Source organism: Leptolyngbya cf. ectocarpi LEGE 11479 (assembly GCF_015207065.1).
Taxonomy (GTDB): Bacteria; Cyanobacteriota; Cyanobacteriia; order Phormidesmidales; family Phormidesmidaceae; genus Leptothoe; species Leptothoe ectocarpi.
This window is the reverse complement of record NZ_JADEXP010000018.1, coordinates 1-25,915: the sequence shown is the minus strand read 5'-3', so window position 1 is coordinate 25,915 and position 25,915 is coordinate 1. Positions and strand designations below refer to the sequence as shown.

The 25,915-nt window shown below is 51.6% G+C and carries 23 protein-coding genes; 13 read left to right on the top strand and 10 right to left on the bottom strand.

Features of this window, described 5'->3' with window-relative positions; translation table 11 throughout:
• Positions 1-27: 27 nt before the first annotated feature.
• The 3 genes from IQ260_RS03910 (at position 28) to IQ260_RS03900 (ending at position 4,173) form a co-directional block, all read left to right on the top strand.
• Positions 28-1,833, top strand: coding sequence for an alpha/beta hydrolase (locus tag IQ260_RS03910; protein ID WP_193991051.1), 1,806 nt, complete (start codon positions 28-30; stop codon positions 1,831-1,833).
• 55 nt (positions 1,834-1,888) lie between these two features.
• Positions 1,889-2,788: a tRNA pseudouridine(55) synthase TruB gene (gene truB, locus IQ260_RS03905; protein ID WP_193991049.1), complete on the top strand. Its 900-nt coding sequence runs from the start codon at positions 1,889-1,891 to the stop codon at positions 2,786-2,788.
• A gap of 167 nt (positions 2,789-2,955) precedes the next feature.
• Entirely contained in the window at positions 2,956-4,173 is a 1,218-nt protein-coding gene (locus tag IQ260_RS03900) for an EAL domain-containing protein (protein WP_193991047.1), read from the top strand.
• Here IQ260_RS03900 and IQ260_RS03895 read toward each other — a convergent pair.
• Genes IQ260_RS03895 through IQ260_RS03885 form a run of 3 tightly spaced genes read right to left on the bottom strand, consistent with a single transcriptional unit; the run spans position 4,152 to position 8,627 of the window.
• Positions 4,152-6,347 (bottom strand): hypothetical protein, encoded by a 2,196-nt coding sequence (locus tag IQ260_RS03895; RefSeq protein WP_193991045.1) that lies wholly within the window; start codon positions 6,345-6,347, stop codon positions 4,152-4,154. The genes IQ260_RS03900 and IQ260_RS03895 overlap by 22 nt on opposite strands.
• 25 nt (positions 6,348-6,372) lie before the next feature.
• Positions 6,373-7,596, bottom strand: coding sequence for a glycosyltransferase family 4 protein (locus tag IQ260_RS03890; protein ID WP_193991043.1), 1,224 nt, complete (start codon positions 7,594-7,596; stop codon positions 6,373-6,375).
• 35 nt (positions 7,597-7,631) lie between these two features.
• Positions 7,632-8,627 carry a glycosyltransferase gene (locus IQ260_RS03885; protein ID WP_193991041.1) on the bottom strand — a complete coding sequence of 332 codons (996 nt, stop codon included), beginning with the start codon at positions 8,625-8,627 and terminating at the stop codon, positions 7,632-7,634.
• A gap of 244 nt (positions 8,628-8,871) precedes the next feature.
• Here IQ260_RS03885 and IQ260_RS03880 point away from each other — a divergent pair, with 244 nt between their 5' ends.
• Together IQ260_RS03880 and IQ260_RS03875 are read left to right on the top strand one after the other, a co-directional pair.
• The gene (locus tag IQ260_RS03880) at positions 8,872-9,864 is read left to right on the top strand and encodes a glycosyltransferase family 2 protein (protein ID WP_193991039.1); all 993 of its coding nucleotides are present in this window, start codon (positions 8,872-8,874) and stop codon (positions 9,862-9,864) included.
• Complete coding sequence (locus IQ260_RS03875) at positions 9,851-10,801, top strand: phosphodiester glycosidase family protein (protein WP_193991038.1); 951 nt, start codon at positions 9,851-9,853, stop codon at positions 10,799-10,801. The genes IQ260_RS03880 and IQ260_RS03875 overlap by 14 nt, the downstream gene beginning before the upstream one ends.
• Before the next feature lie 84 nt (positions 10,802-10,885).
• On the opposite strand, the gene IQ260_RS03870 is transcribed toward IQ260_RS03875, so the two are convergent.
• A complete protein-coding gene (locus IQ260_RS03870; RefSeq protein WP_193991036.1) occupies positions 10,886-11,347 on the bottom strand; it encodes a hypothetical protein in 462 nt (153 codons plus the stop codon).
• A 117-nt stretch (positions 11,348-11,464) separates the two neighbouring features.
• Complete coding sequence (locus IQ260_RS03865) at positions 11,465-12,931, bottom strand: site-2 protease family protein (RefSeq protein WP_193991034.1); 1,467 nt, start codon at positions 12,929-12,931, stop codon at positions 11,465-11,467.
• Positions 12,932-13,013: 82 nt separating this feature from the next.
• Here IQ260_RS03865 and IQ260_RS03860 point away from each other — a divergent pair, with 82 nt between their 5' ends.
• The gene (locus tag IQ260_RS03860) at positions 13,014-13,763 is read left to right on the top strand and encodes an MBL fold metallo-hydrolase (protein ID WP_322744893.1); all 750 of its coding nucleotides are present in this window, start codon (positions 13,014-13,016) and stop codon (positions 13,761-13,763) included.
• Here the strand turns inward: IQ260_RS03860 and IQ260_RS03855 are convergent.
• On the bottom strand, positions 13,758-14,999 hold the full coding sequence (locus IQ260_RS03855; protein ID WP_193991032.1) for an HD domain-containing protein: 1,242 nt from the start codon (positions 14,997-14,999) through the stop codon (positions 13,758-13,760). The genes IQ260_RS03860 and IQ260_RS03855 overlap by 6 nt on opposite strands.
• A 3-nt stretch (positions 15,000-15,002) precedes the next feature.
• On the bottom strand, positions 15,003-16,250 hold the full coding sequence (gene ctpA, locus IQ260_RS03850; RefSeq protein WP_193991030.1) for a carboxyl-terminal processing protease CtpA: 1,248 nt from the start codon (positions 16,248-16,250) through the stop codon (positions 15,003-15,005).
• 402 nt (positions 16,251-16,652) lie between these two features.
• On the opposite strand from ctpA, the gene petB reads away from it, so the two are divergent.
• The 5 genes from petB to IQ260_RS03825 all read left to right on the top strand — a co-directional run bounded on the left by petB (position 16,653) and on the right by IQ260_RS03825 (position 20,380).
• Positions 16,653-17,321: a cytochrome b6 gene (petB, locus tag IQ260_RS03845; RefSeq protein WP_193991028.1), complete on the top strand. Its 669-nt coding sequence runs from the start codon at positions 16,653-16,655 to the stop codon at positions 17,319-17,321.
• Positions 17,322-17,485: 164 nt separating this feature from the next.
• Positions 17,486-17,968: a cytochrome b6-f complex subunit IV gene (gene petD / locus IQ260_RS03840; protein WP_193991026.1), complete on the top strand. Its 483-nt coding sequence runs from the start codon at positions 17,486-17,488 to the stop codon at positions 17,966-17,968.
• 188 nt (positions 17,969-18,156) lie between these two features.
• Entirely contained in the window at positions 18,157-18,579 is a 423-nt protein-coding gene (locus tag IQ260_RS03835; protein WP_193991024.1) for an ATP-binding protein, read from the top strand.
• A 112-nt stretch (positions 18,580-18,691) separates the two neighbouring features.
• Positions 18,692-19,891, top strand: a complete 1,200-nt coding sequence (locus IQ260_RS03830) for a glycosyltransferase (RefSeq protein ID WP_193991022.1) — start codon at positions 18,692-18,694, stop codon at positions 19,889-19,891.
• Between the two features lie 60 nt (positions 19,892-19,951).
• The gene (locus IQ260_RS03825; RefSeq protein ID WP_193991020.1) at positions 19,952-20,380 is read left to right on the top strand and encodes a hypothetical protein; all 429 of its coding nucleotides are present in this window, start codon (positions 19,952-19,954) and stop codon (positions 20,378-20,380) included.
• 13 nt (positions 20,381-20,393) lie between these two features.
• On the opposite strand, the gene IQ260_RS03820 is transcribed toward IQ260_RS03825, so the two are convergent.
• Positions 20,394-20,795, bottom strand: a complete 402-nt coding sequence (locus tag IQ260_RS03820; RefSeq protein ID WP_193991018.1) for a hypothetical protein — start codon at positions 20,793-20,795, stop codon at positions 20,394-20,396.
• Between the two features lie 273 nt (positions 20,796-21,068).
• Here IQ260_RS03820 and IQ260_RS03815 point away from each other — a divergent pair, with 273 nt between their 5' ends.
• Both IQ260_RS03815 and IQ260_RS03810 read left to right on the top strand, forming a co-directional pair.
• Positions 21,069-23,366 carry a pentapeptide repeat-containing protein gene (locus IQ260_RS03815; protein WP_193991016.1) on the top strand — a complete coding sequence of 766 codons (2,298 nt, stop codon included), beginning with the start codon at positions 21,069-21,071 and terminating at the stop codon, positions 23,364-23,366.
• A gap of 40 nt (positions 23,367-23,406) precedes the next feature.
• The gene (locus IQ260_RS03810; protein WP_193991014.1) at positions 23,407-23,739 is read left to right on the top strand and encodes a DUF565 domain-containing protein; all 333 of its coding nucleotides are present in this window, start codon (positions 23,407-23,409) and stop codon (positions 23,737-23,739) included.
• On the opposite strand, the gene IQ260_RS03805 is transcribed toward IQ260_RS03810, so the two are convergent.
• On the bottom strand, positions 23,680-24,429 hold the full coding sequence (locus IQ260_RS03805) for a bifunctional 4-hydroxy-2-oxoglutarate aldolase/2-dehydro-3-deoxy-phosphogluconate aldolase (RefSeq protein WP_193991012.1): 750 nt from the start codon (positions 24,427-24,429) through the stop codon (positions 23,680-23,682). The two genes, IQ260_RS03810 and IQ260_RS03805, sit on opposite strands and share 60 nt — an antisense overlap.
• A 254-nt stretch (positions 24,430-24,683) precedes the next feature.
• The coding region (ftsH3, locus tag IQ260_RS03800) for an ATP-dependent zinc metalloprotease FtsH3 (RefSeq protein WP_193991010.1) at positions 24,684-25,915 on the bottom strand (1,232 nt) is incomplete at its 5' end.

The window sequence follows — 25,915 nt, the reverse complement described above, 5'->3', positions numbered from 1 at the left end:
CTTTCCGGCTGCAAAACTAGGTTACCTATGAAACGAGAGTGCGTATCGGCTGCGATTAAATCCGTTCAGCGTTTAACCCTGGGGCTAGGGGCCGTCTTGGCAACGGCTGTGCCGGGCGAGGCGGCAGAACGAATCACGTTTGCCTTTGGTCCCCTTGAACGCTCCATTGAGTTGGCAGATTTAGAACAGCTGGTGGAAGACGGGGTGCTCAGTGAGGAGCTGGCTTACTATGCGCAGTTTTTGCCCGACGACTACGACATTGAGGAAGTCAGGCAAGCTCTGACCTGGCGTGTAGAGCAAGATATCGACACCATTGATTTGAATGTGGTGCTGTTAGATCGATTTTTTTATACGAAACAGGGAGAATACCTGCTTAATATTGCCGCTGACTTTATTCGCACAGAGGCCCGACGCAGCGATTTTCGTGCCCTCCGAGGGGCTATTTTAGTGGCCGTTTCGGATGAGCAAGAGGGCCTAACGCTTTTAAATGCTGTGCGGAGGTTTCCTTCTCCGGAAATGCGGATTGAGCTGGACCGGGGACTAGGGTTATTGCGGGAGATCAATCGAGCCATTTACGAAACGGAAGCCTCAATTGATTTATTGGAAAATCTGGGCACCCCCACCGCAGAAATACCTGCTAGCCAACAGGCAAGTCTGCGCGTCTTGGCTAACCAAGCTCGGCAAGGGGGACGCTACGGGGTGGAGCGACAGACCCTGTCTGGGAATGCTCCCATCCCAGCTGATGTTTATTTGCCAACGCTGCGGGGACAGCGCCAACGAAACCGCCCGACGGTAATTATTTCCCACGGGCTAGGGAATGACCGCACATCCTATGCCTATTTGGGACGACATTTGGCTTCCCACGGTTTTGTGGTGATTAATGTCGAACACCCTGGCAGCAATGCTGAACAGATTAATGCCCTGCTGGTGGGGCGTTCGGCTGATGTGGTATCCAATGAAGAATTTATTGACCGACCTCAGCAAATTTCCGCACTGCTTAACTATCTAGAGCAAGGGGCCACCCCATACAGTAATTTAATTAATTTTGCCCAGGTGGGGCTATTGGGCCAATCCTTTGGGGGCTATACGGCATTGGCCTTAGCGGGGGGCAATATTGACTTTGAGGTACTGCGAGATAGCTGTCCGCCGAGTTCTCTGTCACTGAATGCGTCGTTGCTGCTACAGTGTCAGGCGAGTCAGCTGGCAGAGCCGAGTGAAGCCACTCTGTCCTTGCGAGATGAACGGGTGCGGGCTGCGATCGCAATCAACCCCATCACCAGCGTCCTCTTTGGTGAAGAGAGTCTGGGACAAGTCACCACCCCTACGATGATGGTGTCCAGCGGCGCTGATACCGTAACCCCCGCCCTCCAAGAGCAGCTTGTGCCTTTTACCTGGTTGACGCAACCCGATCGTTATCTGTTGCTCATGCGTCAGGGCACCCATTTTTCCACCATTGCCATCACCGAAACCGGTAGTGAAGCCATTGATCTCCCTACCGAAATCATTGGTCCCGATCCTGCCCTGGCTCAGGATTACCTCAAGGCGTCTAGCCTGGCCTTTTTGACCGAGCATCTCACCGGAAACACCACCTATCAACCGTTACTGACAGCTGAGGGGATTACCCAGCTCAACCAAGAGCCCATTAAACTCACCCTGATTCGAGACCTAACCGGACCATTTCTAGCCGATGGGTTAGGGAGACCGCCACGCTCAGCGGCAGACACAGTTGAGACCCCTACCGCACCTGCTGACCCAGAGCCCACTGTTCCAGAGATAATTTTAGAAGAAGCACCACAGCCCGAATTTTCTACGCCTGCACCTCAATCGCCCTGATAGGATTTAGTAGCCCCAACAGTACTCAACCGTATTTCTAGTATTTCTGCAGCCCATGCCCGACGGCTTTCTCAACCTTCACAAACCAGCCGGGTGGACCTCCCATGACTGTGTGGCCAAACTGCGTCGCTTACTCAAAACCAAAAAGATTGGTCATGCCGGTACCCTCGACCCGGCGGCAACCGGTGTCTTACCCATGGCCGTTGGTCGGGCTACGCGGCTGCTGCAGTATTTACCCAGCGAGAAAGCCTACCGTGCCGTTGTGCAGCTGGGAACAACCACCGAGACAGATGACCTAGAGGGTACTGTCCTGACTCAGACACCAGCAAACCATCTGACTCAGGCCGCTGTGATGGAGGCTCTATCTCAGTTTCAAGGGGAAATTGAGCAGATCCCTCCTATGTACAGCGCGGTCCATATCAATGGTCAGCGACTTTACGATCTGGCACGCCGAGGCACTACCGAAACCGTGGATGTCCCCAGGCGTCATGTGGTTGTTCACCACATTGATGTAGTCCATTGGCAAGCAGGGAAAACACCTCAAGTCACATTAGATATCACTTGTGGAGCCGGTACCTATATTCGTTCCATAGCCCGAGATCTCGGACAAGTTCTCGGAGTAGGGGGCACCTTAGCCTCACTACTAAGAACACAAAGCAGCGGGTTTACCTTAGAAACCAGTATCTCTCTTGAAATCTTAATTGAGCAGCCGGAACAGACTCAACTGATTGCCCCGGCGGTGGCCATGGCGCATTTGCCACAGATTTTACTGTCCCCTGAAGCGGCCCGACGTTGGTGTTTCGGACAAAAATTGCCCAGCGACCCCACCCTGGCACTGGAGCAGCCATTGCGAGTTGTTACTGCAACCTGTCCATTTCTGGGCATTGGTGTTTTTAGAATCAAAGATGAGACACCGCACTTAGTTCCTAAAATGGTGTTTGCTCACCCTTCCTAACGTAGTTTTTGCACCATTGCTATCCCCAAATCCCCGTAATTACCCGTAGCCCTTTGGTAGAACGGACAAACAATCAGGAAACCAAATCCATATCACAGGTGTCTTTTGATTATGCATCCCTGTGATTTTTACTAACTAATTTTTGTTGTTCACTGGGCAAGACATCCATGGCTCACTGGGGTTCCTCCTCTACGCTGAAACACTTTCAGATGGGTGAAACAATTTTCTCTGAGGGAGACCTCGGAGATTGGGCTTATATCATTGAGTCAGGACGGGTAGAAGTAGCCGTTAGTATTGATGGTCAGCCATTTCCGTTGGGAATCTTGACCAGTGGTGATGTGCTAGGAGAAATGGCTGCCATGGATACAGCACCGCGCTCAGCCTCAGCTAAAGCCTTAGAAGAGACTGTCTGTGTGACTATCTCTAGCCGACAAATTTCAGAGCGGGTGCAAGATGCGGATCCGGTTGTCAAACTTTTATTGAATACGCTGCTCCACCGCATGCGCAGTACGCCCCAGGTCACCTCATCGCCACCATTACTGATTCCCCCTGAGCGCTCCCCCCAGTTACCGGACGAAGATGACCAGGTGCTTGATAAAATGCGGCTAGAATCAGAGCTACGGGACGCCCTTAGCAATCAGCAACTACGCCCCCACTATCAGCCCCTAGTCCATATTAAAACCTGTCAAATTCTTGGGTTTGAGGCATTGATCCGGTGGTTTAGCCCCACTCGCGGCCATGTATCCCCTGGGGAATTTACCAGTATTGCCGAAGAAACATCGTTAATTATCCCGATCGGGCAGCACACGATTCAACAGGCCTGTCGTGATTTAGTCCAGTTTCAGACCCTGTGTCCAGATCGACAGCTGTTTATGAGCATCAATGTTGCCCCTCGACAGCTAGCGGAAGATCGGTTTTTAACTGACTTACAGACGGTGCTCCATCGGTATAATCTACAGCCAGCACAAATTAAGCTGGAGGTTACTGAGCGGGTGTTTATGGAAGATCCCATTGCCCTAGAAATGTTGCAAAGCTGTCGGCAGGCCGGATTTCAAGTAGCACTGGATGATTTTGGTACAGGGTTTTCCAGTCTCAACTATCTAACTCGGTTCGAGGTCGATGGCTTCAAAATTGATCGGGCTTTTGTCCAAGAGATTTTGACCAATCGCCGCACTCAAATTTTATTGGAGAGCATGTTAACCATGGCCCATGGCTTAGGCATGCAAACCGTGGTAGAGGGTATCGAAACACCAGAACAGCTGCAGGTCTTGCAACAATCAGGCTGCGATATTGGTCAGGGCTATCTATTTGGTAAACCCTTGCCGTTTAGAGAGATACAGCAGTTACTGGCTCAAGCACTGGTTCAAAACCCAACCACACTGTAGCGACCGGCCTGTTCCACCAGCAGCGTTGCGGGGTGTTCAGTATCTTTATTTGTCAGAGCTAGTAAAGACTGTTGCTGACCGATATCACTGTAGAGCAGGTCTCCAGCAGTGGAGAAAATCATGGTCTTTCCCGGTGTGAGGTTGAACTCTGGGGGAATGCCGCGACCTATGGTAAAAAGATGCTCGGGTGAGGCATCTCCACTTAGATCAGAAGTCGTGTGTTGCAAATAGGGATAGAGCTGGCTCGTTTGCTCAGGGGCCAGCCCCAAATGGTGTCCCATGGTTGCTGCCATCAGGGCATCGGGCCCAGGGGCGGCGGTTGCTTCCGAGCCAGCTGAGACACCATTGACGGGGGGCGCTGGCTGCCAGGGCAGTGTGGTTAACCATTGCAGACTATTGGATGTGGCGACAAGGGCAGGGCCACTTATATCAGGACCGATCGCCAGCAAGGATAGGGATGCGTTCGTGGCTTTGACACCGTGAACGGTAACCCCAGCCACTGGCTGACTATCTCTAAAGAGCTGCATTTGACGCCGTAGACCTTGAGACTCAGCCCAAAAGTTAGCTCCAGTCATAGACGCTGGAGGCCGTCCCCAGCCCGAGCTATCTTGAAGGAGCTGCACCTCGATCTGATACCAAGTTTGTCCAGTTACGGGAGTGGGTAGGGTTTGCGATCGCAACCAGCTTTTATCCGGTGTCGTCGTCACACTAGCTTGCCCCACTAGACCCACATAGCGGCCTACGCCAGTCGTTGTTGGGAGTGAATCAGCAGCTGTGGACACCTGGTCGCCAGCAGCACTCGCCGGACTAGAATCAGCACTTGTCACAGCCGCTATCACCGGACTACGACCCACGGCCCGCAGACGTTCCAAGGCTTGCTTAGAACGCGTCTTTTGCTTTAACCAGTCCTCACCCGCTTCTGCAGATTGGCGAGCGCTCACCAGTAGTGCGCCCCAAATCTGTGTGGTCACATCCTGGGGATGCACCTTTAAATGCACGGTGACCCCTCGCCATAGGGCATCAAAGTCCCGTTCCAAACGTTTTAGAGTGGACTCATAAATGGCGGGTGTGGCTTCTAAGGCGCTGAGGGCCTGATCCCACTGACCGTCGATCAGGTATGTGAGAATGTGCTGCTCCTGACTAGACCAGGTTTGGGCGGTTTGAGCCTTGGTTTTTTCAGCATGCAACCGAATCAGATCGAGCTGTCTTTGGGCCTCAGGGGACCAGTCTTTAGCCAGCGCTTTTTTAGCTGACTGCATCATTTGCAGACTGTGGGACCACACGGCGCCCTGGGCTAGCTGCAGCGCTTTGTCATAGAGAGACGTGCTGAGATTTGAGGTGTAAACAGACCGATATAGGGAGACTTCTTTGAGCTGGGGCGGGTCGTTGGGCACCAGCTGATACAGCAAAAAACTAGGCCGCAGTCCAACGGTTTGATCAACCACTAGCTGAGAGTCTTTGGTTTCGCTGGTTTCGCCGGTTTTGTTATGGCGCCACTGGGGCGGTTGCCCCACCGAGCTAGACCAGTTGAGCAATCGATGCAGCCGCTGGGAATGGGGCTGATAGCTGAGAATCTGACCGTAGGCCATGGTGGTGTTGCCATAGCGCCGCTGGCCTGTTAACAAGATCCAGGGGTTTGCTGCACCGGGCATTAGCTTGACAGATGACAGGGGGGCATCGCTATCTACACTGGCCACCTGGGACGCCGTGCCCACCAGCGGTGTGGTGATAAACGAGTCTTTCATGGGCGCAATGGCCACCTGCTCGACTCGCTGCAGCAGATCACCCCGCACTCGATAGACCCACAGCTCCTGGATGGCACGACCATCGCTACTCAAAATCGGGTAGAACCAGGCTTTGGGTTGATCGATCTGGGGCCAGGGCAGCGGCTGACCGGCAACGAGATTTTGAGATCGCAGCTCTGCACGAATATCAGCAGCGGTTTGCGGTGCGGCCTCAAAGCTATTGACCAAACTAGGAAACGCCCGTTTTAGCCAGTTAGGACTATAGGGGTCAACAATCAGTCGGGCACCGGAAACGATCACCGCTATCAACAACGCGGCCCCACTGCCCAAAGCTAGCCAGCTGAGCAATGACCAGGGTACGCGCCCTGAAGGGGGGCTTACTAAAAGCTTGACGTGGGTTGTGGCTGGCCTAGATTTGCTCAAACCCATGGACTCTCAATGCGATCGCAATTTCCTAGGAGGATAGCACCTGGGCGTATTTTTGCCCGAGGTACTCCCAGGTAAATTCAGCTTCAATCATCTGACGGGCATTTTCGGACAATTGCTGGCGTAGCGTCGCATCTTCAAATAATCGACCAATGGCCTTTACATAGTCCTCCGGCTGGTTGGCCCGCAAGGCACGCAGCGGCACGCCTGCAGTGTCTACCTGCATGCCCTCAAGACCGCGATCGCTAGCCACCACCGGCACGCCCACTGCCATGGACTCCAGAGTTTTTGTTTTGATGCCCAACCCCGCCCGCAGGGGCACCACGCTCACCGTTGACTGCTGCAAACAGTCTGTAATCGACGGTACCCGACCGGTCACATTGACACCGGGGATGCTATCAAGTTCTTTCACCGTCGGGACAGGCCGCGTGCCCACTAAGTTCAGTGTCGCCTCGGGATAGCGCTGTTTCACCAGGGGAAAGATCTCCTGAGCTAGATAGCGGGCCGCATCGATATTGTGGGATGAATCCATGGCCCCAATAAAAATCAGCGACTGCCCTCCCGGATCGTGGGAGCGATAGGGCGATGTTTCCAGGTCCACCCCCGTAGTCACAATATCGATCTGGGCATCGGGCACCAGCTTCTGGAGATGGGCTCGATCGTCCAGTGTGGTAGCGACCAAATGGGTGAATTTAGCGCAGTAGCGTTTTTCGTAACGAGCCAGCAGCGGCAAGTACAGCCGATCGCGAAGGGGGTTTTCAGACGCCCCGGCCTCCAAATGGTCTAGTACCCAACCATAGACAGAGCTATGGATATCGGCCACAGTTTTAACCCGCTGACGAAACTTAGGATGCACGTACATCTCATTGACACCGTGCTCACAGATCACCGCATCGTATTGGCCAGTGTCCACCTGCTGCATGACCCAGGTATAAACCTCAGGAGAGAAGCGAAAAGTAACGCTGGGGGGCGTACCGGTAATCACAAACTGGGCTAGTCGCAGCGCCTGCTTGAGTGGATTTCGATCCTGATGAGGATCGGTTTGGTCAGGTAGGGGGAAGGTTTTAATCTCCTTGACCCATTGCTTTAATGTCTGGATATTGGCTTCAGTGGCATTAGGTGTCTCATGGGCTACCAATGTGATGTGGTGGAGCGGCCCAATCTGTCTGAGTAAGTTAAAGGTGCGCACCTCGGCAGCCCCATGGCTGGGCGGATAGGGAAACGTATTCAGGGAAAGAACAAGCAGATGCATGGTGAATGGGTAAGGGAAGATCAGGGATGTCGCTGTTAATCGCGCTCTAACCAGTCAATTTCTGCCGCATTTTCTGGCAGTTTTGACTCCCGCTGTCCCAGGGTGCGGGCACGAAAGCAATACAGCCCAATGGGGGTCATGGCCAAATCCAGTAGGTCGGCGTTCCCCCTAAGCAGCTGAATCAGTCCAGCGGGTAGCTCCTTTACCAACCAGCGAGCCAGGGAATAGCGCACCTCGTAGGGCAGTAAGGGACGGGTGAGCTTGACGCCATGGAGCTGATTTAGATAGCGGTTAGAGCGTCCATAGCGATACCACTGTTTGTGGAGTTCTTTTAGGGTGGTGCGATGGTGATGCTGGACCACGGCGGTTTCGGCATAGTGCAGCTGCCAGCCGCCTTGCTGCAGCCGCCAGCAAATATCTGCATCACCACCCGTGGTCATATGGGGGCGGAATAAGCCAATTTTTTCAAACACACAGGCGCGAACGGCAATGTTAGCAGTTTGACCATAGGGATAAAACGGATGGTTGAGGGTGTCCTGCTGGGACATGATATTTTTGCGCTCAGCGTAGCATTCGAGCCAGGTGGTGCCAGGTAGGGCGGTAATTTCTCCGACACACAGTCCCACGGCACTGTCTTGAAATCCCTGGACTAAGTGTTCAAGCCAGGTGGCAGCGGGATAACAGTCGGCATCGGTAAAGGCTACAATTTCACCTGTGGCGGTGCGGATACCGGTGTTGCGGGCAGCGTAGGCGCTTTGGATATCGGTTTCGCTCAGGTGTTTAAGGGTGAGGCCCAGGGTCTGGGCCTGGGTGACAGCTGCTTGGAGAATTTCGGGGGTGCGATCGCAGCTGCCATTATCCACCAGCAAATAGTCCACCCGATTAGACGGATAGGTTTGATTGAGCAAGCACTCGATCAAGCCAGGTAAATCAGTTTCGCCATTGTAGATCGGCACAATGACCGAAACCGTTGGGAAAAACGTGGTGGCTTGGGTAGGTATGTCGTCAGCAACCATAGAAGTTTGGGGCATTATCAGCTCACAGCGACATCTACAGGTAGTTTTGCCACTAACCCGTGGAGAATCAACATATAACGGCTCTTTGGTGAGGGTACCAAGGTTCGCCCAGCTGCATTAATTTTGACAGTTCATAACAAAGTCAACATGTTTAGTGCCAGGGATCTTTATGTAATCCTTACTGAACTTAAGTCGACCCATGGGTCAGTAAACTAGCCAACATACATCTAACTTCTTCCTATACCGAACCGTTAGCGTCGTGCCTCAAATTAGTGTTTGCATTCCCACCTATAACCGGGCTCACATTTTGCCCTATGCGGTCAATAGCGTCCTAAATCAGACCCACCGTGATTTTGAGCTGATCATCTGTGACGATGCGTCTCCTGATAACACGGCTGAAGTAGTCGCCCAGTGGGACGATCCACGGATTCACTACATCCGGCATCCGCAAAATATCCAGCGTAGTCGGAACATGCGCTCAGGCTACGAAGCCGCCCAAGGTAAATACTTCATCAAATTTGACGACGACGATGCCCTCACCCCCACCTTTTTAGAACGAACAGTAGGCGTCATGGAAGCACAGCCGGAGGTGGACTTTGTCTGCACGGATCACTGGGTGATCAATGCCCGCAATGAACGCGACGAAGCGGCCACCGCCGCCAACTCAGCCAAGTGGGGCAAAGACCGCTTACCAGCATCGGTAATCCACGATTTGCTCAAAGAAACCTTTGTCAGGCAAAGCTTACAGGTCGGGTCAACGCTCTTTCGCACAGGCTGTTTGAGCGATGTGGACTTTATGCGATTTGAGGCCGACGGGTGCGAAGATTTTGACCTGCTGGTGCGGTTAGCCATCGCTGGCAAAACCGGCTACTTTATCCCCGAACGCCTGATGGAATATCGGTTTCACGGAGGACAGACCAGTCTCAAACAGGATATTCACTTTCTCTCTGCCAAGATTTTTTGTTTGGAGAGCTATCGCTTTTCTGAGCGACCCGAGCTAGAGACCATCCGTCATGCCAAGCTCGCAGGTCTAAAGCAGGTCCTAGCCATGCGACTGATCGAAAAAGGAGACGCCCAGCGCGGCCGCCAGCTGATTCAAGAACTGGCCGCCAGGGGGCCTCTATCGTCTAAAGCCAAGCTAGGTCAAGTTTTGTCCTATCTCCCCTTAGGACTCAGGCAGTTAGCTTTTCAAGGATTTCGCCAACTGCGGGCTGAAGATTATAGTGAGCGAGTGCGTAATGCAGCTGGATAAAAAGCCTTGTTTAGTCAGAAAGCTAGGGTCCTGGGCAGGACTATGCTCAGGGCTGATTGTTAGCCTGACCCAGTGTGCGCCTCAGTCAGAGCTTCCTGTTCTCATTACAGACTTAAACAGTCCTCCACCAAAATTGGAAATTTCTCCGCCCGCGTTTGCACAGCAAAGCTGGCCTGAGGGCCGTACGCCCGTGGCCCATGTGAACCTAGTGACCATTCCCCCTAACTATCCGGTAGACATAGCTGTAAGCGCCGATCTAAAAACAGTGGATGACTTCGCTGCGGATCTAGATGCTTTGGCTGTTCTCAACGGTGGCTTTTTTGACCCCAACAATGCTCAAACCACGTCATTTATTACGGTAAACGGCTCCCTATTGGCCGATCCGCGCCATAACCGACGGCTAGTAGATAATCCTGATCTGGCTATCTATATGGAGCAAATTCTCAATCGGTCTGAGTTCCGCCGCTATGACTGTAGCGATCTCAGTGGCGATCTCATCCGCTATGACATCACAGCCCACAATGCCCCCTTACCTAGCGGGTGTGAACTGCATAGCGCCCTGGGAGCTGGTCCCCAGCTTTTACCCCAAGACACCTCACAAGCAGAAGGCTTCACCGACTATACCAATGGCACCCTCAGCCGTGACGCCATTGGCACTCAGCAGCGCAACGCCCGCAGCGCTATCGGCATTAAACCAGACGGCAGCTTAGTCTGGGTGATGGTAACCCAAATAGAGTCTGCCGGAGGTATGACCTTAGCTGAGCTAGCTGAATTTATGGCCACTCTGGATGTTCAAAAAGCCCTGAACTTAGATGGTGGCAGCTCGTCATCATTGTATTTTGACCAACCAGCTGACTCAGACCGCATTAGTGATCCGCACTTTACCGAGCAGCGCCCTGTCAAATCGGTCATGTACTTGCAATTACCGCAGCTTTAAGAACTGCACGACCCTTCTCACCAAAGCGAATCGGTAATTCAACTACGCTAACGCTGTCTATTCAAATATCTACTGGCCTTTTCGTTAGACATCCGCATGGTGCAGATAGCCTAGTTGAATGAGTAACCAACAAAGCACACCATAAACGGCTCCTGCTGGAATTAAGATTCTGTAGCCCGGATCGACGACGACTTGCATGGATGGCGGCGTTAAAATCAACCCCGCGATGCCAGCAGCTGCGATCGAAGTTAAGACAAACGTAAATGAGCTAATCACTCGCTGAACCCCTCGGGGAGCAGAGTTTTTCGATTGTTTAGCACGTTTTAGCAGTGAGCGACTGTTGCTGAGTACTGAGCAGGCCCAAGGCCACAGCCGCATCCCAGCCATAAACGCAATGGGGAACATGAGAAAACCAACAAGGCCGTTAAATTGTGAGTATGGAGCAACGATAGCTGTCAGGTGAGTGCCGCCAAAGCTACCGCAAAAAAGAAGTATGGCTGATGTGAAAAAGTTGACTGTCGGTTTGGAGGGTGGGGACGATGACATGGGAGGGTGAATTGTTCTGTCTGTTACGTTTACAGATAGAACTCAGTCATGTACGGAAATCCATCATGAACTTATGGATAAGTGTTCTTTAGAGATGGGTTTCTTTCTATAAAAACCTCAAAACAAGCGTGTACTAATGGCATAGGGCATAGGCAACACAATCAATACTAAAAGCGCCATTGCGACTAATCCCAAAGTGTCACGCACACCATCTAACTCACTCAAATCGTCCAGGGCTGGCTCATCCTGGCTGGGCATAAATACTAGTAACAAGGCCCATAGCAAATATTCCGACTGGATAAAAACCATGGCTGCGACTAAAATTCGGGCAATGTTGCCAATGGCAGCTCCACCCCAGCGGCCATACATGGCGTGGACAATGTGGCCGCCGTCCAACTGACCAACAGGCATTAAGTTTAGGGCTGTGAGGACAAGTCCTAAACATCCTGCGATCGCAACCGCATGTAAATAAATTGCCTGATCCATCTGCAAACTATTGCCAAAAGCCAGCTTGCTCAGCAGGGCCAGCAGGACAGACCCACGCGGATCTAGCGACTGAAAGTTCAACAGGCTCGACTCTGCCGTTAGGTCTACAACCTGGGAATGGGCCAAGCCCCACCAAACAATGGGGAGACTGACAATAAATCCCGCTAGCGGCCCTGCCAAGCCCAGATCAAACAAAGCCCGACGATGGGGAGCCGGTGCTTTAATCCGCACAAATGCACCGATGGTCCCCAGGAAATAAGGCACCGGAATAAAAAAGGGCGGCGAGGCTGGAATCCGGTGGTATCTGGCAGCGGCATAGTGCGCCAGCTCTCGCACGGCCAAGATCATCATGACCGCCAAACTGTAGCCCAAACCTTTAACCAAAATCACCGGCTGCGATCGCAGTTCCGGCAAAGACAGCTCCCCCACCAGCAGCAATCCGGCCAGAGTCGTTGTCCCCAAGGTCAAAATAAATAATCCTAAGGAAAGCAGCCAACCGCCGCCCTTAGCGGTAGCGGCAGGTGCCCGATTCGGACTTAGGGTAAATATCGGCTGGCCATTGCGTTCTTCCTGCAGCACCACTAAAAACTGATCGCCAAATTGCGATCGCACATTTTGCTGGACCGTACTGTGGGCCACAGCAGGGGTGGCCTTAAGGCGACCCCGACAAATCATCTGCTGCTGCCGACGTTCAATCTTCTGTAAAAAATAAACAGACCACGGAAAACAGGTACGTAAACGATCCTCGTCTTCCTTTGCCATCAGCATGGGTGGGGGCGATGCTGGCATGGGTCGTGCTATGGCTGTTGCGGCGGCAGCGGCGGCTGATTTTTTTGATACTGTCTGCACCGGAGGCCGTCTGCCCAGCAGGACCACCCAGGTATACACCAGGGGACAAATAATAAATAGCCCCAGGATCGCAACATGAGGCGGCGCATATTTGCCATACCTTAGAACCCATAGCGTCAGGGCTAAAATCGGCGTCATGATAATCAGCCACAGCAGCCACACAGGCGAGCGGGTCATGGTGGCTACCCCCCGGCGAATGACCCAGTAGGTCAAGATTCCCAGTAAAATTGACAACAGTACAAATGTCATAACCCTGCCATGGCTAGAACCCTGACTTAACATTCTAGACAGGTCCATCGGTCTAAGGGGACAGGCTTTTTTGGAGATATCGGTGTCTAGTTCACACGTAACCAGCAGTCCCAAGCCCGGCGAACCCAATCGCTCGCATACAAAATTACCCCAGCCTGTATTCACCACCCAAACCGTCTATTCGTTTTCACCCAATCGTGAAACCCTGGGGGGTACAGCTTACTTGATACTTCATACGCCCGCATCAGACACTCTGACCAGGAACAATATACTAGTCGACTGTCCTGCCTGGACCGAAGCTAATCTAGATTTTATTGCTCAGCAGGGCGGTGTGAAATGGCTGGTCATTACCCACCGTGGGGGCAGTAGCCGGGTACGAGATTGGCAATCACGGTTTGAATGCGAGGTGGTTCTGCAAGAACAAGAAGCCTACTTACTCCCTCAAGTTGAAACCCAGCCGTTTCATCGCGATCGCGTTTTGACCCCCTCCCATCGCCTGGTGTGGACCCCTGGACACTCACCGGGCTCGCTGTGTCTCTACAGCTCAGACCAGGGCGGTATTTTGTTTACAGGGCGTCATCTTTTGCCTACTCGTCCCCAAAAACTTGAGGGTGGGGCGGCCCCGCTCAAGGTGTCTAAAACCTTCCACTGGCCCCGCCAGCTCCAAAGCATCCAACGATTACTGAATGAATTCAGCGCCGAAACCCTGAGCTACCTCTGTCCAGGTGCCAATATTGGTTTTCTTCGAGGCCAGCGCTCCATCGAGCAGGCTTACGACAAACTAGCCAGCCTAGATTTTAAAGTACTCGCTAAAACCCAGGCGCTGCTATAAAATCTCAGCCACTGGCAGCTCCGCCGGATGGATTAACCAGGTGCGATGGCACGGTTGAATCAGCGTTTGGACCAAGGGCGATAGTTGACTAATCTCTGTCAGACCGTCAGGGGTTTTGAGTTTAATCCCCTGCTGGTAGAGGGCATAGCCTCGGTTACGAATGTGGCGCAGCCCGACATAGATATCCGTATCGGCCACTAAACCGTAGGCCTGACACTGGGCAGCGGACAAAATCTCCATCTGCCTCAGATAGGGATAGTGGCTAATGTCTGTGGCCTTGAGGAGCTGACGATTGACAAATCGTTGGCACAGATCGGCCAGGATCGGATCGCTATGGGTTTGCCATTGCTGCAGATGATAGTGCAGTACATAGTCATCCTGGGCCAGATACCGATCGAGGGGCAGCTCGTCCACGGCATGGGTTAACCAGGCAGCCATGGTGGCATCTGCCTTTAAGCTACCGGCACTCAACAGTTTCTTTGCTTGATTAATTGCCTTTTCCAAAACCCAAGTAGCCACCAAGTTTTTGGGATGGTTATAGATCTGGGCGTACATAAAATAACGCACGACTAGATAGTGTTCGATGGCCCCTAATCCCTTTTTGGCAACAATCAGCTGCTGACTGGCCGGGTCATAATCCAACGCCAGGATAATGCGATCGAGATCTAGCTGACCATAGGAGGCTCCGGTAAAGTAGCTGTCTCGCATGAGATAGTCGATGCGATCGCAATCCAACTGACTCGACACCAGCTGCCATACACAAGGCACCGGATGTTGATGCTGATAGATTTGGTGAATTTCAGGTCGTAGGTCCGCTGAAAACCCATCCAAAAGACCCCGCACTTCGGCAGATAGCTCCAGAATCTGAGCTGTCCAGTGCTCATGATGGCTACCAAACACCTCCTCAGCCGTATGACTAAAGGGACCATGGCCAATATCATGCAGCAATGCCGCACACAGAACTGCGGCCCGGTAGTCACCTAATTCTGGATAAATCGCCGCCAAACGGTCAAACGCCCGGCGAGCGATCGCCATCACCCCCAGGGAATGCGTAAATCGCGAACTTTCTGCCCCATGAAAGGTAAGACTCGCAGGTCCTAGCTGACGAATTCGACGTAACCGCTGAAAAACCGACGTATCGATCAGCTCAACTAAGAGCGCCTCAACCGGATCGGCCCTATCTAACGTGATAGCGCCATGGAGCGGATCGTGATACGTGCGGGTTTTAAGCACCACGGTTTATGTCATAGCTGGCATCAGCGACTGCTGCAGTAGTTCCACCGCCGCCTGATACTGAGGGTCCTCACTAGTCGCCAGCTGATCACGGGTGAGGGGCTCAGTCGGCACAACTCGATCGGGAGTAATGCCAAGCTTATTGATATCGTGATGGTTGGGGGTCTCATATTTAGCCACCGTCACCGCTAATCCCGACCCATGGGTCAGATCAAACAAGGACTGAATCAACCCCTTCCCAAAAGTGGTCTCTCCCACTAACTGGGCTCGCTGATTATCCTGCAGTGCCCCCGCTAAAATTTCACTGGCGCTAGCCGTGCCACCATTGACTAGCAGCACCAGCGGCTTTTGCGTTAAGGCTCGATCACCCGCCTCAAAGCTTTCCAATATACCTTGGCGATTCACGGTATACACAATGGTGCTCTGCTCCAGCCAAAGCCTAGCGATTTCAATGCCTGCCTGCAAAAGTCCACCTGGATTATTCCGTAAATCCAGAACATAACCAGCCGCCTCCTGCCGCTCTAAGTCCATTAGGGCTGAGCGAATATCCTCCACCGCATTGCCGTTAAACTGCCCCAACCGTAGATAGCCGATTTGGCTTGTACCCTCAGACCGCAATTCGGAAAATACAGGGTTTAGGTTAATGCGCTCACGGGTCAGATTTACCTCAAAAGCATCCACTGCCAAACGTTCAATTTTTAGCGTGACAATGGTGCCCGCCGGACCCCGCATCCGGGCCGCCGCTTCATCCAATGAAAACGACTGGGTGGGCACACCATTAATCGCCACAATCTCATCTCTAGGGGACAATCCAGCCCGCTCCGCTGGCGAACCCACAATGGGAGCAATCACTCGTAAATGCTGATTATCATCGTCTTTGGCAATTTGCAATCCCACCCCTAGCAGTTCTCCAGAGGTATTGGTCTGCAAGCTTTGATACTGCTCTGGGGGCAAAAACCGCGTGTAGGGATCATCCAGCTTTTGCAGCATACTCTGGGCTTCTTTGTAGGCATCTTCCCAAGTATTTAGGGAACGTTTCAATGCTTTTTCACGGGTGAACCACCAGTTTTGATGGTTGAACGTTTCATCCAAATAAGCCCGGTTAACAATCCGCCAGACTTCCATTACTAACTTTTGCTGTTCGGTAAACGCAAAAGCCGGTGATGGCACCATCCCCAAACCCAGAACCGTCGCGATGCATATCGCACAGATACCCTTTAAAAGAACTATGGGTAGCAGCCCAGTTTTTCTCATTCTTTGCAATCGCTCAAATAACACCGTCGCTCAACCGCCCAGGAAAACCTTCGTCAAGCTCACTCGGAGGTTCGCAACCGTCCTTTTTAGACAGCATAGCGGCTTCCTCAGAATACTGTGATCCTCCCCACACCTGTGACTGGAATTTATGGAACGTCTTAGCGGAGCAACGGAAAGTAAAGTTATGTAAACAAACTTAGACGATTTGTCGAGTAGGCAACAGAGCAGTTTATAGGTACCCAAACGACCAACGAAACGTGATGATCGATTGCCCTAAAAGCTATTGCGCCATCAATACCGTAGCCAATTGGGCAGGGTTAAGTTGTAAACCGCTCCATTTCTCCAAGGTGGTTGTGTTACATTTTTTAGTAACGGCATAGATCTTTTTTATATCCGCGCTTCATGTTTACTAAGCAAGTCACCGACTCTAAGGCCTACCAGTGGTTTAATGAGCGTCTTGAGATTCAGGCACTCGCCGACGATATCTCCAGTAAGTATGTTCCTCCCCACGTCAATATTTTTTATTGTCTGGGTGGCATCACTCTAGTCTGCTTCATTATCCAGTTTGCTACTGGATTTGCAATGACCTTTTACTACAAGCCAACTGTAGTAGAAGCTTTCAGCTCAGTTCAGTACTTGATGACTGATGTGAGCTTTGGTTGGCTCATTCGTTCCATCCATCGCTGGTCTGCCAGCATGATGGTGCTAATGATGATTCTGCATGTTTTTCGGGTTTATCTCACCGGTGGTTTCAAGAACCCCCGCGAGCTAACTTGGGTAACAGGCGTCATTATGGCCACTATCACAGTTTCCTTTGGTGTGACAGGGTATTCCTTACCTTGGGACCAAGTTGGTTATTGGGCTGTGAAAATCGTATCGGGTGTACCCAGTGCTATCCCCGTCGTTGGCGGCTTAATGGTTGAGTTTATTCGCGGTGGCGAAAGTGTTGGCCAGTCTACACTGACTCGTTTCTATAGTCTGCACACGTTTGTGCTGCCTTGGTTAATGGCTGTGTTTATGCTGACTCACTTCCTGATGATTCGGAAGCAAGGTATTTCTGGTCCTTTGTAGAAAGAACTATTGCTTAACCCTGCCCAGATTTGGATTGTAAAGCCTGGGTGGGACTGAATATTTTGGTTGATTGCCAGATGTAGCGTCCCGCTAGGTTCAGGGTTAAGCTGTTAGTACCAGGTCACATAGTCTGTTTAGAGGTAAATTAGGAGACGATTTGAGCTATGGCAACGATTAAGAAGCCTGATCTCAGCGATCCTCAACTAAGAGAGAAGCTGAAGAAGGGCATGGGTCACAATTATTACGGTGAACCTGCATGGCCCAACGATTTGCTGTACATCTTTCCCGTAGTTATTCTGGGTAGCATTGCTTGCTGTGTAGCACTTGCGGTTTTGGATCCTGCACTTGTAGGAGAACCTGCAAATCCCTTTGCTACTCCCCTGGAAATTCTACCTGAGTGGTATTTGTACCCCGCATTTCAGATTTTGCGGATTGTGCCTAACAAGCTTTTAGGTATCGCTTTGCAAACGGCTATTCCTCTAGGTCTGATGTTAGTTCCCTTCATCGAGAGTGTGAACAAGTTTCAGAATCCTTTCCGTCGTCCAGTAGCGACAGCCGTATTTTTGTTCGGTACTGTGGCTACTCTATGGCTAGGCATTGGTGCAGCTCTTCCCATCGATAAGTCCTTAACTTTAGGTCTTTTCTAGGCATTGATTGCTCGGTCCAAGATCAGGAAATGATGGCTTCTTGAAGATTCGTCCTATGTGTTGGAATCTTCAAGAAGCTTTTTAATGTGCCAAGATACGGCTAAGACATCTCTTTCCTCGGGCCTATCTATCGATTTTTCAGTTAAATTCGGGCAAACTATTGGTGCGAACGTGCCGGTTAGTCGGACATGTTAAAGCAAGATCAGTTAATAGTTCAAAGTAAGCTAGAAGACTTAACTCAAGTTCAGCAGTGGTTTGATCGTTTTTGTGCTGCGTCACAGCTGCCGTGGCTTGAGGCTGTTTTTGATCAGGTTAATTTGGCCTTAGCAGAGGGGTTTACTAACGCTGTTAGACATGCCCACGCTCATTTACCAACGGATACTCCCATCGAGATAGATTTGCTGCTTTGGCAGGAACGATTGGAAGTGCAGGTATGGGATAGGGGAGAACCTTTTGACCCCGATAAGCTCACGGAACCCAAACCAGGCACTCTGAAAGAAGGAGGCTACGGTTGGTTTTTAATGCGTCGGTTAGCCGATAACGTTAACTACGAACGAAACGATTTGGGGCGAAACTGTCTGCGAATTGTTAAATGTTCAACGACATCCTAGACCATTTCACAACCTGTGGGAGCCTTTCAGCATCCCCATCAAAATTCAAGTTTAGTTTATCTACACGGTGGATGATGGGAATCCTAGAAACCACGATACTGGGGCTTTGCAGATGCCATTAGCTCGCCAACCACGGGCACAAGATACCTTTGTTTTTATTGAAGTATTTGGCTGTGAGGGGGGAATTCAGTCTTACATCAAGGACGTCTTGATGGCCTATGGGACGTTAAAGGAAGTGGAAACGGCACATATTTTTTTGCTGCGCGACCGTCTGGAGGATATCCCATCTGAGTTTTTATCGCTCTTTAGGTTTCACTGTTTTCAGTCGGGGCACCCCATGTTGGACCGCGTTCGGCTCACGGTGTCTTTGGGCCTACACCTGCTGCTAAAACGACCTCGTCGTCTATTTTGTGGACATATTAATCTGGCGGCGATGGTCGCTCAGCTAACGCGTTGGCTCCGGGTGCCCTACATCGTCCTAACCTATGGTAAAGAGGTTTGGTTTCCCCTCAAACCAGCGGAAGGAAAGGCACTACGCGCGGCTGAACAAATTTGGACTATCAGTCGCTACAGCCGTGATTTGGCCTGGAAGGCGAATCGGTTAGATGCTAACCGTCTGAAAATTCTGCCCTGTACTGTGGATGAGCAAGGGTTTACGCCTGCGATCTCAAACCCTACCCTACAGCAGCGCTACGCTCTCTCCGGAGCGCGCGTCCTCATGACGGTAGCCCGACTGTGGAAAGGTGATCCCTATAAAGGGGTGGATGTGACTATCCGCGCCTTACCTGCGATCGCAAAGGTCTTTCCCAGCGTCAAATATCTTGTTATTGGTCGTGGTGACGATCAGCCACGGCTAGCCCAGCTAGCCAACGATTTAGGTGTAGCTGAACGGGTCATATTTGCGGGATTTGTAGCCAATGAAAACCTGGTTGATCATTATCGTCTTGCCGATGTCTACGTCATGCCCTCCCAGGAAGGATTTGGCATTGTCTATCTAGAAGCAATGGCCTGTGGTATCCCAGTGATTTCCGGGGATGATGACGGCTCAGCCGATCCGCTCCAGGATGGCCGTTTAGGCTGGCGTGTACCCCATCGAGACCCAGCAGCAGTAGCAGCAGCCTGTGTAGAAGCTCTGTCTGGAGACGATCGCCGTTGTGAGGGCGCCTGGCTACGGGAACAAACCCTGGCTCAGTTTAGTAAAGTCGCCTTAAGCCTTCAGCTTCAACAGCTTTTAGACGCCATGGCCACAGTCAGAACCGATAGTCTGCAGTCGCCAAAAAGCAACATTCAAACGCACCAACAAACACACTAAGTGTAAGCAGTGAGATCAAAGCTATAGAATATAGATCCACTGGCCATAGGAGGCGGCAGCATGGCTCCCAACGGGTTTAGACAGTTACAGCTCAACTTTTCTGGCATCGGGTGTTGGTTAACCCTGGCCCTGGGATTTGTGCTCATGACCACTGTTGGCATTGGCTGGTTGCTCAAGTCAATAGCAGTCCTGATTGCTCTGCTATTTTTGGGGCCTATTTTATTGATAGTCGGTGCCCAGTTCTGGCTTAAACGTAACTTGGTGGAAGGCCCCTGCCCATCCTGTACACAGCCGTTAACTGGATTTAAGCCCATCCCATTAACCTGCCCCAACTGCGGTGTGGCCCTACAAGCCAATAATGGTGCCTTCGTCAGAGTTACCGCCGAAGGCACCATTGATGTTGATGTCGTTAATGTTGAGACCGTCAGTGACGATACAGAGACTGAAGCTACGATTGTTGACGTAGATGTCTTACCACCAGCTGATTAGTGGCTTTAACCCGCTACTTCTGAACGTTCAGAGTAAACGGAGCGCTGACACCATCTACATCCCCGACATAGAGGTGGTAAGTGCCTGCTTTGTACAGCCCACGAGACTGAATTGCACCTCCATCAAAATCGTGGGCTAAAATGCACTCCCGTGAGTTGTTGTCAGGACTCACCATCAGCAATGTATAGTCATTGCTCCCAGACACAGTGATAGAGACTGAAGCAGTCGGCTGAGTGATATTGAAGGAATAGTCGGGCTGGGCAGGCAAGAAACCACAGTCCGCAGATGATTGGGGACCACCACTTGTGCCGCTAACTTCCGATGCTGCTTGACCATAAACAGCAGTGGTAGGTGCGGCGACAGCGGCTGCAATGAGCAGAGCGGCGGCGATATATTTTGTGGCAATATTTTTCATCGATAGCACCTCGGCAACTTATGGGGTAGCCTTACGAGAACACTAGGTCTTTATCTGACTAACATCCCTGAAGAATGTATATCTCAATACTAGAGACAGCATACAGTTAACGCTATTGCATGTGTGCCAGTTTGCTAATTATTTATAAAGTGGAATTGTTGTATGGCTTGCATTATCTAAATTATACGGTTTAGGCAAAAGTGCCAATTGGGGATCTGGCTGAGCCAGATCAGGATACTCCCGCTGGATTACTAAAAATACCAAGATTGCGCCATGGCTCAGCAAATCATGAATGCTCAGAATTCAATCGTGCCTGCTCCTAGAATCCGGTCAGTGACATTGGCCTGTAGGCGCTTGGTAGCTTGGAGTCTGGAGGTGGGGCTAGTGGCCATGAGTGCGGCGGTGCCTTGGGGCTTGGGGCAGTATGTGCTGAGCACTCAGACAGTCACGCTTACACCGATGGAGAAAACGGCTGAGGAAGTGACTAGGGCTATACCAACAGCTCGACTGAACACTCCACTGAACACCCCAGTACCGGTCAATCCTTTAGTCCAGCAGGCTCAACAGGAGTGGGCTAGAATCACCCAACTTCCCCCCCATCGGTTACACCGTACCGTACCGCGTCTGACCAATATTCTGTGGACTGCTGCTCTGATTGCCCCGATTGCTGTGGCTGGAGGGCAGTTTATTCAATTGAACTATACGGGGTGCACATGGCCTAAGCGATGGTTAGGCCTGCGGGTGTTTTCCATGGCGGGTGAGTCCCTCCAGCTACATCAGGCTTTGAGTCGTGAACTCATGCGCTGGGGACTGCCTGTGGTGATCGTTGGAGGCCTGACTCTGGCAACAGAATTTTCATTGGGGGTGTGGGCACCTGCTGCGGTTGGTCTGTTGGCTATGGTTGAAGGCGTTAGTGCGATCGCACCTGACAAACGCGCCTGGCACGATCGCATCGCTAACACCTATGTTACAAGTGTAGCCAAGGTGCCCATGGGCTATTTGCCCATACATAAGGGATATAAGGATGGCATAGTACCCTCGCGCAACGGCGCTCTTTGGTCCCAGGAAGACAGCACGGCTGTTCAACTCTATGGAGAAACCGACCATGACGATGAGTGGTGGCTGACAGAGGCAGAAGGCAATCTCACCTCCATGGTGTTGGTTCCACGCGCTAGCCTGATCCACCAGCCACGCGGTCCCTTGGTGCTCAGGTCACCTGCGTCTAGTCGGTGGTCATGGTGGCTGATCACCAGTGGTATGGTACTCGCCTGCGCTGCAGGATTTGGCATTGGTCGGGTAACGCGCTCACCCGGCCCCCAAACAGGGGACGATATCTTTTTAGAGACGGCCCAGAAGCTTGCCAACCAGAGCCTCTCCGGGGATGACTATAGCGCGGCTATTCTGATGCTAGCTCAGACCGATGATCCACGTGCCGCGCACTATTTGACGGATCTGCTCAGTCAAAGCTCACAGCCAGAAGCCTTAGCTACGATTCAACAGGCACTGATCAGCCAAGGGTTGGATAGCTTACCGTTTTTGCTGGCTTTGAGTCGAGTGTTAGAAAGCGATCTCCAGCAGTCTCTAGATGATGACACACGCCATATTCGTTTGGAGCAGCGCCATGTGGTCCAAGATGCGATCGCAAAACTTCTGATCATTCACAATGGTAATTTAGACGGAACTCGTTTAGATCGGGTTAATCTAGGGCGTTACCATGATGCAGACCGTGCCTTTCAGTTGATTCAGCCTGGATTATTGGCAGCAGGAACGAGCTGGCAAGGAGCCAACCTTAACCAAGCAAATCTAGCCGGTGCTAGTTTCTTTGATGTGGGTGCTGATGGAAAACCTGACACCTATGACGACATCATTAGCAATCTGAGCCAGAGTCAGCTCATTGCTGTTAGTCTGGAACGGGCTAATTTACAGGGCGCACAGTTGGATCATGTAGACCTGAGACGGGCTAATCTGAGTGATGCCAATTTGGTCTATGGCAACCTAGAGAACGCTCAGTTGACCAATGCCCAACTCATCCATGTCAATGCAGCCCAAAGCCACTGGCAGGGAAGCAATTTAGTGGGCGCAGATCTAACCCAGGCAATTTTTAATGGAGCTGATTTAAGTCATGCCCGACTTAATCGTATTGACGCTTCCCACAGTCAGTGGATAAAAGCAATCTTGCCGCAGTCTGACTGGATAGGTGCCAACTTAATGGGAGCCGATTTTAGGCAGACCCAACTTACCCACGCGAATTTTCAAGGGGCAAATCTGGATAGTACCAACTTTACTGGGGCAGACTTGCGACAGGCTAATTTGCGGGATACCGATCTCAGACGCGCCACGTTGACTGGGGTAAACCTGACGGATGCTGACCTGTCCGGGGCTATTTTTGACGATGGGCGCACTGTCCATGATAGTTTCATTACGCCCAATGCTCAGTTAAACGCGACCAACCATCTACGGGGAGTTAACTTTAGCCGTGTGCGCAATTTGGATGGTCGCCAGTTAAACTACATTTGTGCCCAGGGTGGGGTTCACCCCACTTGTCCAAAAGAGTTGACGCCAAAAGATTAAAACTCGGTTGAGACAGTTAGTAGTGGATGGTAAATGAGCCATGCAGCGGACTCGGTTAAGTACGTTAGTGGATCAAGCAGGTCATCGCTTTAGTCAGTGGGTGTTTAATCCATGGCGACGGCTCTCGCTGGCTATTATTAGTTTGCTATTTGGTAATTTTTTTGCCACAGCCATTTCAGCAACCGCAGGGCAAAAGGCAGAAATTGATATTTTAGTATCTGCCATTTTAGTGGCGATGGTGGAGCTGATCAGCTGGCTATACCATCGTTCCCGTACCAATGAGCAGCGCACCGTGCTGCCTGAACTACTCAACTCATTTAAGCTGGGTATGGTTTACGGCCTGTTTGTTGAGGCCTTTAAACTCGGTAGTTAAGGTCATATCGTCAATGGACTGGATCAGCCGGGCGGCGTTCTGCTGAATAGCGTCCCAGTCTTGATTGTTCACATGCTCCGCCGTGAACAGTCCACTGGAGACGCCGACAGCAGTTGCCCCAGCGGCCAGTAGGCCCGCAGCATTGGCGACAGTGACGCCACCAGAAGGAATCATGGGAATATGACCAAAGGGACCCTGCAAACATTCGAGATAGGTAGCCCCCCCAAAGGCCTTGATGGGGAATATTTTGACACTGCTGGCTCCGGCATCCCAGGCGGTGAGTATCTCAGTGGGAGTCATGGCACCTGCCACTGTGGGGATATGCACCGTACGGCCATGATGGAGCAAGGCCGGTGATGTGTGAGGGCTAAAACAAAACTGTGCCCCGGTTGCGATCGCAACCCGTAAATCTTCTTCTGCCAGAATTGTCCCCACACCGACGGTGCAGTGGGGCAATGCCTGCTGAATTGCCTGCAACAGCGCTACGGGTTGATAGCTATTCCAAGTAATTTCCAGCAGATGAATTCCCCCTTCAGCTGCCGCCAAGGCCATATTTAGACCGCTTTCTACCGTTGCCGCTCGAATTACAGCAATTACCCGATGGGTGCGCAGTGCCTGGAGCCAGCGTTGCTGATATTCGGCTGGATGTCGCGAATTTGAACGATGCTGAGCTGGATGTAGAGCTGTCATAATCAATGGGGTTGGTCTATAAGGGTGCCTACGCCTATTTTGCAGGCGTCCACCACTTCTGTTGACACCTCTTAGGCTTTTAGACCAATTTGCAATACAGAAATTGGTGAATTGTTAGCACTACTTACAAAAGCAACAATCCCTGTAACAAAACAGTAAGCCACAGGCCCTATAGAAAAAAGCCGCAGGGAAACCTGCGGCTTTTTTCGAACTATTTAGGAGTAACGTCGAGAAACGCTGACTAAATGCTAAACCTAGGCAATGCTTGCCATGCTGACATTATTGTCAATCAGCAATCGCTGCAATTCGTCCGAATCGACGGTTTCCTTATCGACTAGCATGTCCGCTAGCTGATCGAGCACATTCCGATTCTCCACCAAGACCTGCTTGGCACGAGTGTAGGCTACATCTACTAGATCACGCACTTCAGAATCAATGACAGCAGCTGTCTCCTCAGAGAAATCTCGCTCTGTAGCAATATCACGACCTAGGAATGGATTGCCCTGCTGACGACCCAAGGCAACTGGACCCAGCTTTTCGCTCATGCCAAACCGGGTAACCATCTGGCGGGCAACTCGCGCTACCTGCTGCAGGTCGTTGGAAGCACCCGTGGTGACTTCCTCATCGCCAAAGATAATTTCCTCAGCCAGACGACCACCTAGGGCAACGGCCATCTGATTTTGCAGGTAAGAGCGGGAATATAGGCCCGACTCCAGGCGCTCTTCACTGGGGGTAAACCAGGTTAGACCGCCAGCCTGACCACGGGGAATAATGCTGATTTTCTGGACGGGATCGTAGTCCGGCATTAGCGCTCCTACTAGAGCATGACCGGCTTCGTGGTAAGCCACCAGCGACTTCCGTTTTTCGCTCATCACCCGATCTTTCTTCTCTGGACCGGCCAAGACCCGATCAATCGCGTCGTTGACTTCATCCATGGAAATTTCAGTCAGGTTACGACGAGCCGCCAAAATAGCGGCCTCGTTTAACAAGTTAGACAGATCAGCACCGGTAAACCCAGGCGTACGACGAGCAATTTTCTCCAGGTCGACATCCTTACTAAAGGTTTTGCCACGGGAGTGAACCTTGAGAATTTCCAAACGACCGGAGTAGTCAGGGCGGTCGACGACCACCTGACGGTCAAAACGACCTGGACGCAGCAGGGCAGCATCTAATACATCAGGACGGTTGGTAGCCGCGATAATGATGATGCCAGTATTGCCCTCAAAACCATCCATCTCCGTCAGAAGTTGGTTTAAGGTTTGCTCACGCTCGTCATTACCACCGCCAAGACCAGCACCCCGTTGACGACCTACTGCGTCAATCTCATCAATAAAGACAATACAGGGGGCGTTATTCTTAGCTTGCTCAAACAGGTCGCGGACACGAGAGGCACCCACACCCACAAACATTTCTACAAATTCAGAACCAGAGATAGAGAAGAACGGTACGCCCGCTTCTCCAGCAACGGCCTTAGCCAGTAGCGTTT

Bases quoted from the DNA above. Each gene is read 5' to 3' on its own strand.
- IQ260_RS03910 (WP_193991051.1), top strand. From the start codon at position 28: ATGAAACGAGAGTGCGTATCGGCTGCGATTAAATCCGTTCAGCGTTTA.
- truB (WP_193991049.1), top strand. From the start codon at position 1,889: ATGCCCGACGGCTTTCTCAACCTTCACAAACCAGCCGGGTGGACCTCC.
- IQ260_RS03900 (WP_193991047.1), top strand. From the start codon at position 2,956: ATGGCTCACTGGGGTTCCTCCTCTACGCTGAAACACTTTCAGATGGGT.
- IQ260_RS03895 (WP_193991045.1), bottom strand. From the start codon at position 6,347: ATGGGTTTGAGCAAATCTAGGCCAGCCACAACCCACGTCAAGCTTTTA.
- IQ260_RS03890 (WP_193991043.1), bottom strand. From the start codon at position 7,596: ATGCATCTGCTTGTTCTTTCCCTGAATACGTTTCCCTATCCGCCCAGC.
- IQ260_RS03885 (WP_193991041.1), bottom strand. From the start codon at position 8,627: ATGCCCCAAACTTCTATGGTTGCTGACGACATACCTACCCAAGCCACC.
- IQ260_RS03875 (WP_193991038.1), top strand. From the start codon at position 9,851: ATGCAGCTGGATAAAAAGCCTTGTTTAGTCAGAAAGCTAGGGTCCTGG.
- IQ260_RS03870 (WP_193991036.1), bottom strand. From the start codon at position 11,347: ATGTCATCGTCCCCACCCTCCAAACCGACAGTCAACTTTTTCACATCA.
- IQ260_RS03865 (WP_193991034.1), bottom strand. From the start codon at position 12,931: ATGACATTTGTACTGTTGTCAATTTTACTGGGAATCTTGACCTACTGG.
- ctpA (WP_193991030.1), bottom strand. From the start codon at position 16,250: ATGAGAAAAACTGGGCTGCTACCCATAGTTCTTTTAAAGGGTATCTGT.
- petB (WP_193991028.1), top strand. From the start codon at position 16,653: ATGTTTACTAAGCAAGTCACCGACTCTAAGGCCTACCAGTGGTTTAAT.
- petD (WP_193991026.1), top strand. From the start codon at position 17,486: ATGGCAACGATTAAGAAGCCTGATCTCAGCGATCCTCAACTAAGAGAG.
- IQ260_RS03835 (WP_193991024.1), top strand. From the start codon at position 18,157: ATGTTAAAGCAAGATCAGTTAATAGTTCAAAGTAAGCTAGAAGACTTA.
- IQ260_RS03830 (WP_193991022.1), top strand. From the start codon at position 18,692: ATGCCATTAGCTCGCCAACCACGGGCACAAGATACCTTTGTTTTTATT.
- IQ260_RS03825 (WP_193991020.1), top strand. From the start codon at position 19,952: ATGGCTCCCAACGGGTTTAGACAGTTACAGCTCAACTTTTCTGGCATC.
- IQ260_RS03820 (WP_193991018.1), bottom strand. From the start codon at position 20,795: ATGAAAAATATTGCCACAAAATATATCGCCGCCGCTCTGCTCATTGCA.
- IQ260_RS03815 (WP_193991016.1), top strand. From the start codon at position 21,069: ATGGCTCAGCAAATCATGAATGCTCAGAATTCAATCGTGCCTGCTCCT.
- IQ260_RS03810 (WP_193991014.1), top strand. From the start codon at position 23,407: ATGCAGCGGACTCGGTTAAGTACGTTAGTGGATCAAGCAGGTCATCGC.
- IQ260_RS03805 (WP_193991012.1), bottom strand. From the start codon at position 24,429: ATGACAGCTCTACATCCAGCTCAGCATCGTTCAAATTCGCGACATCCA.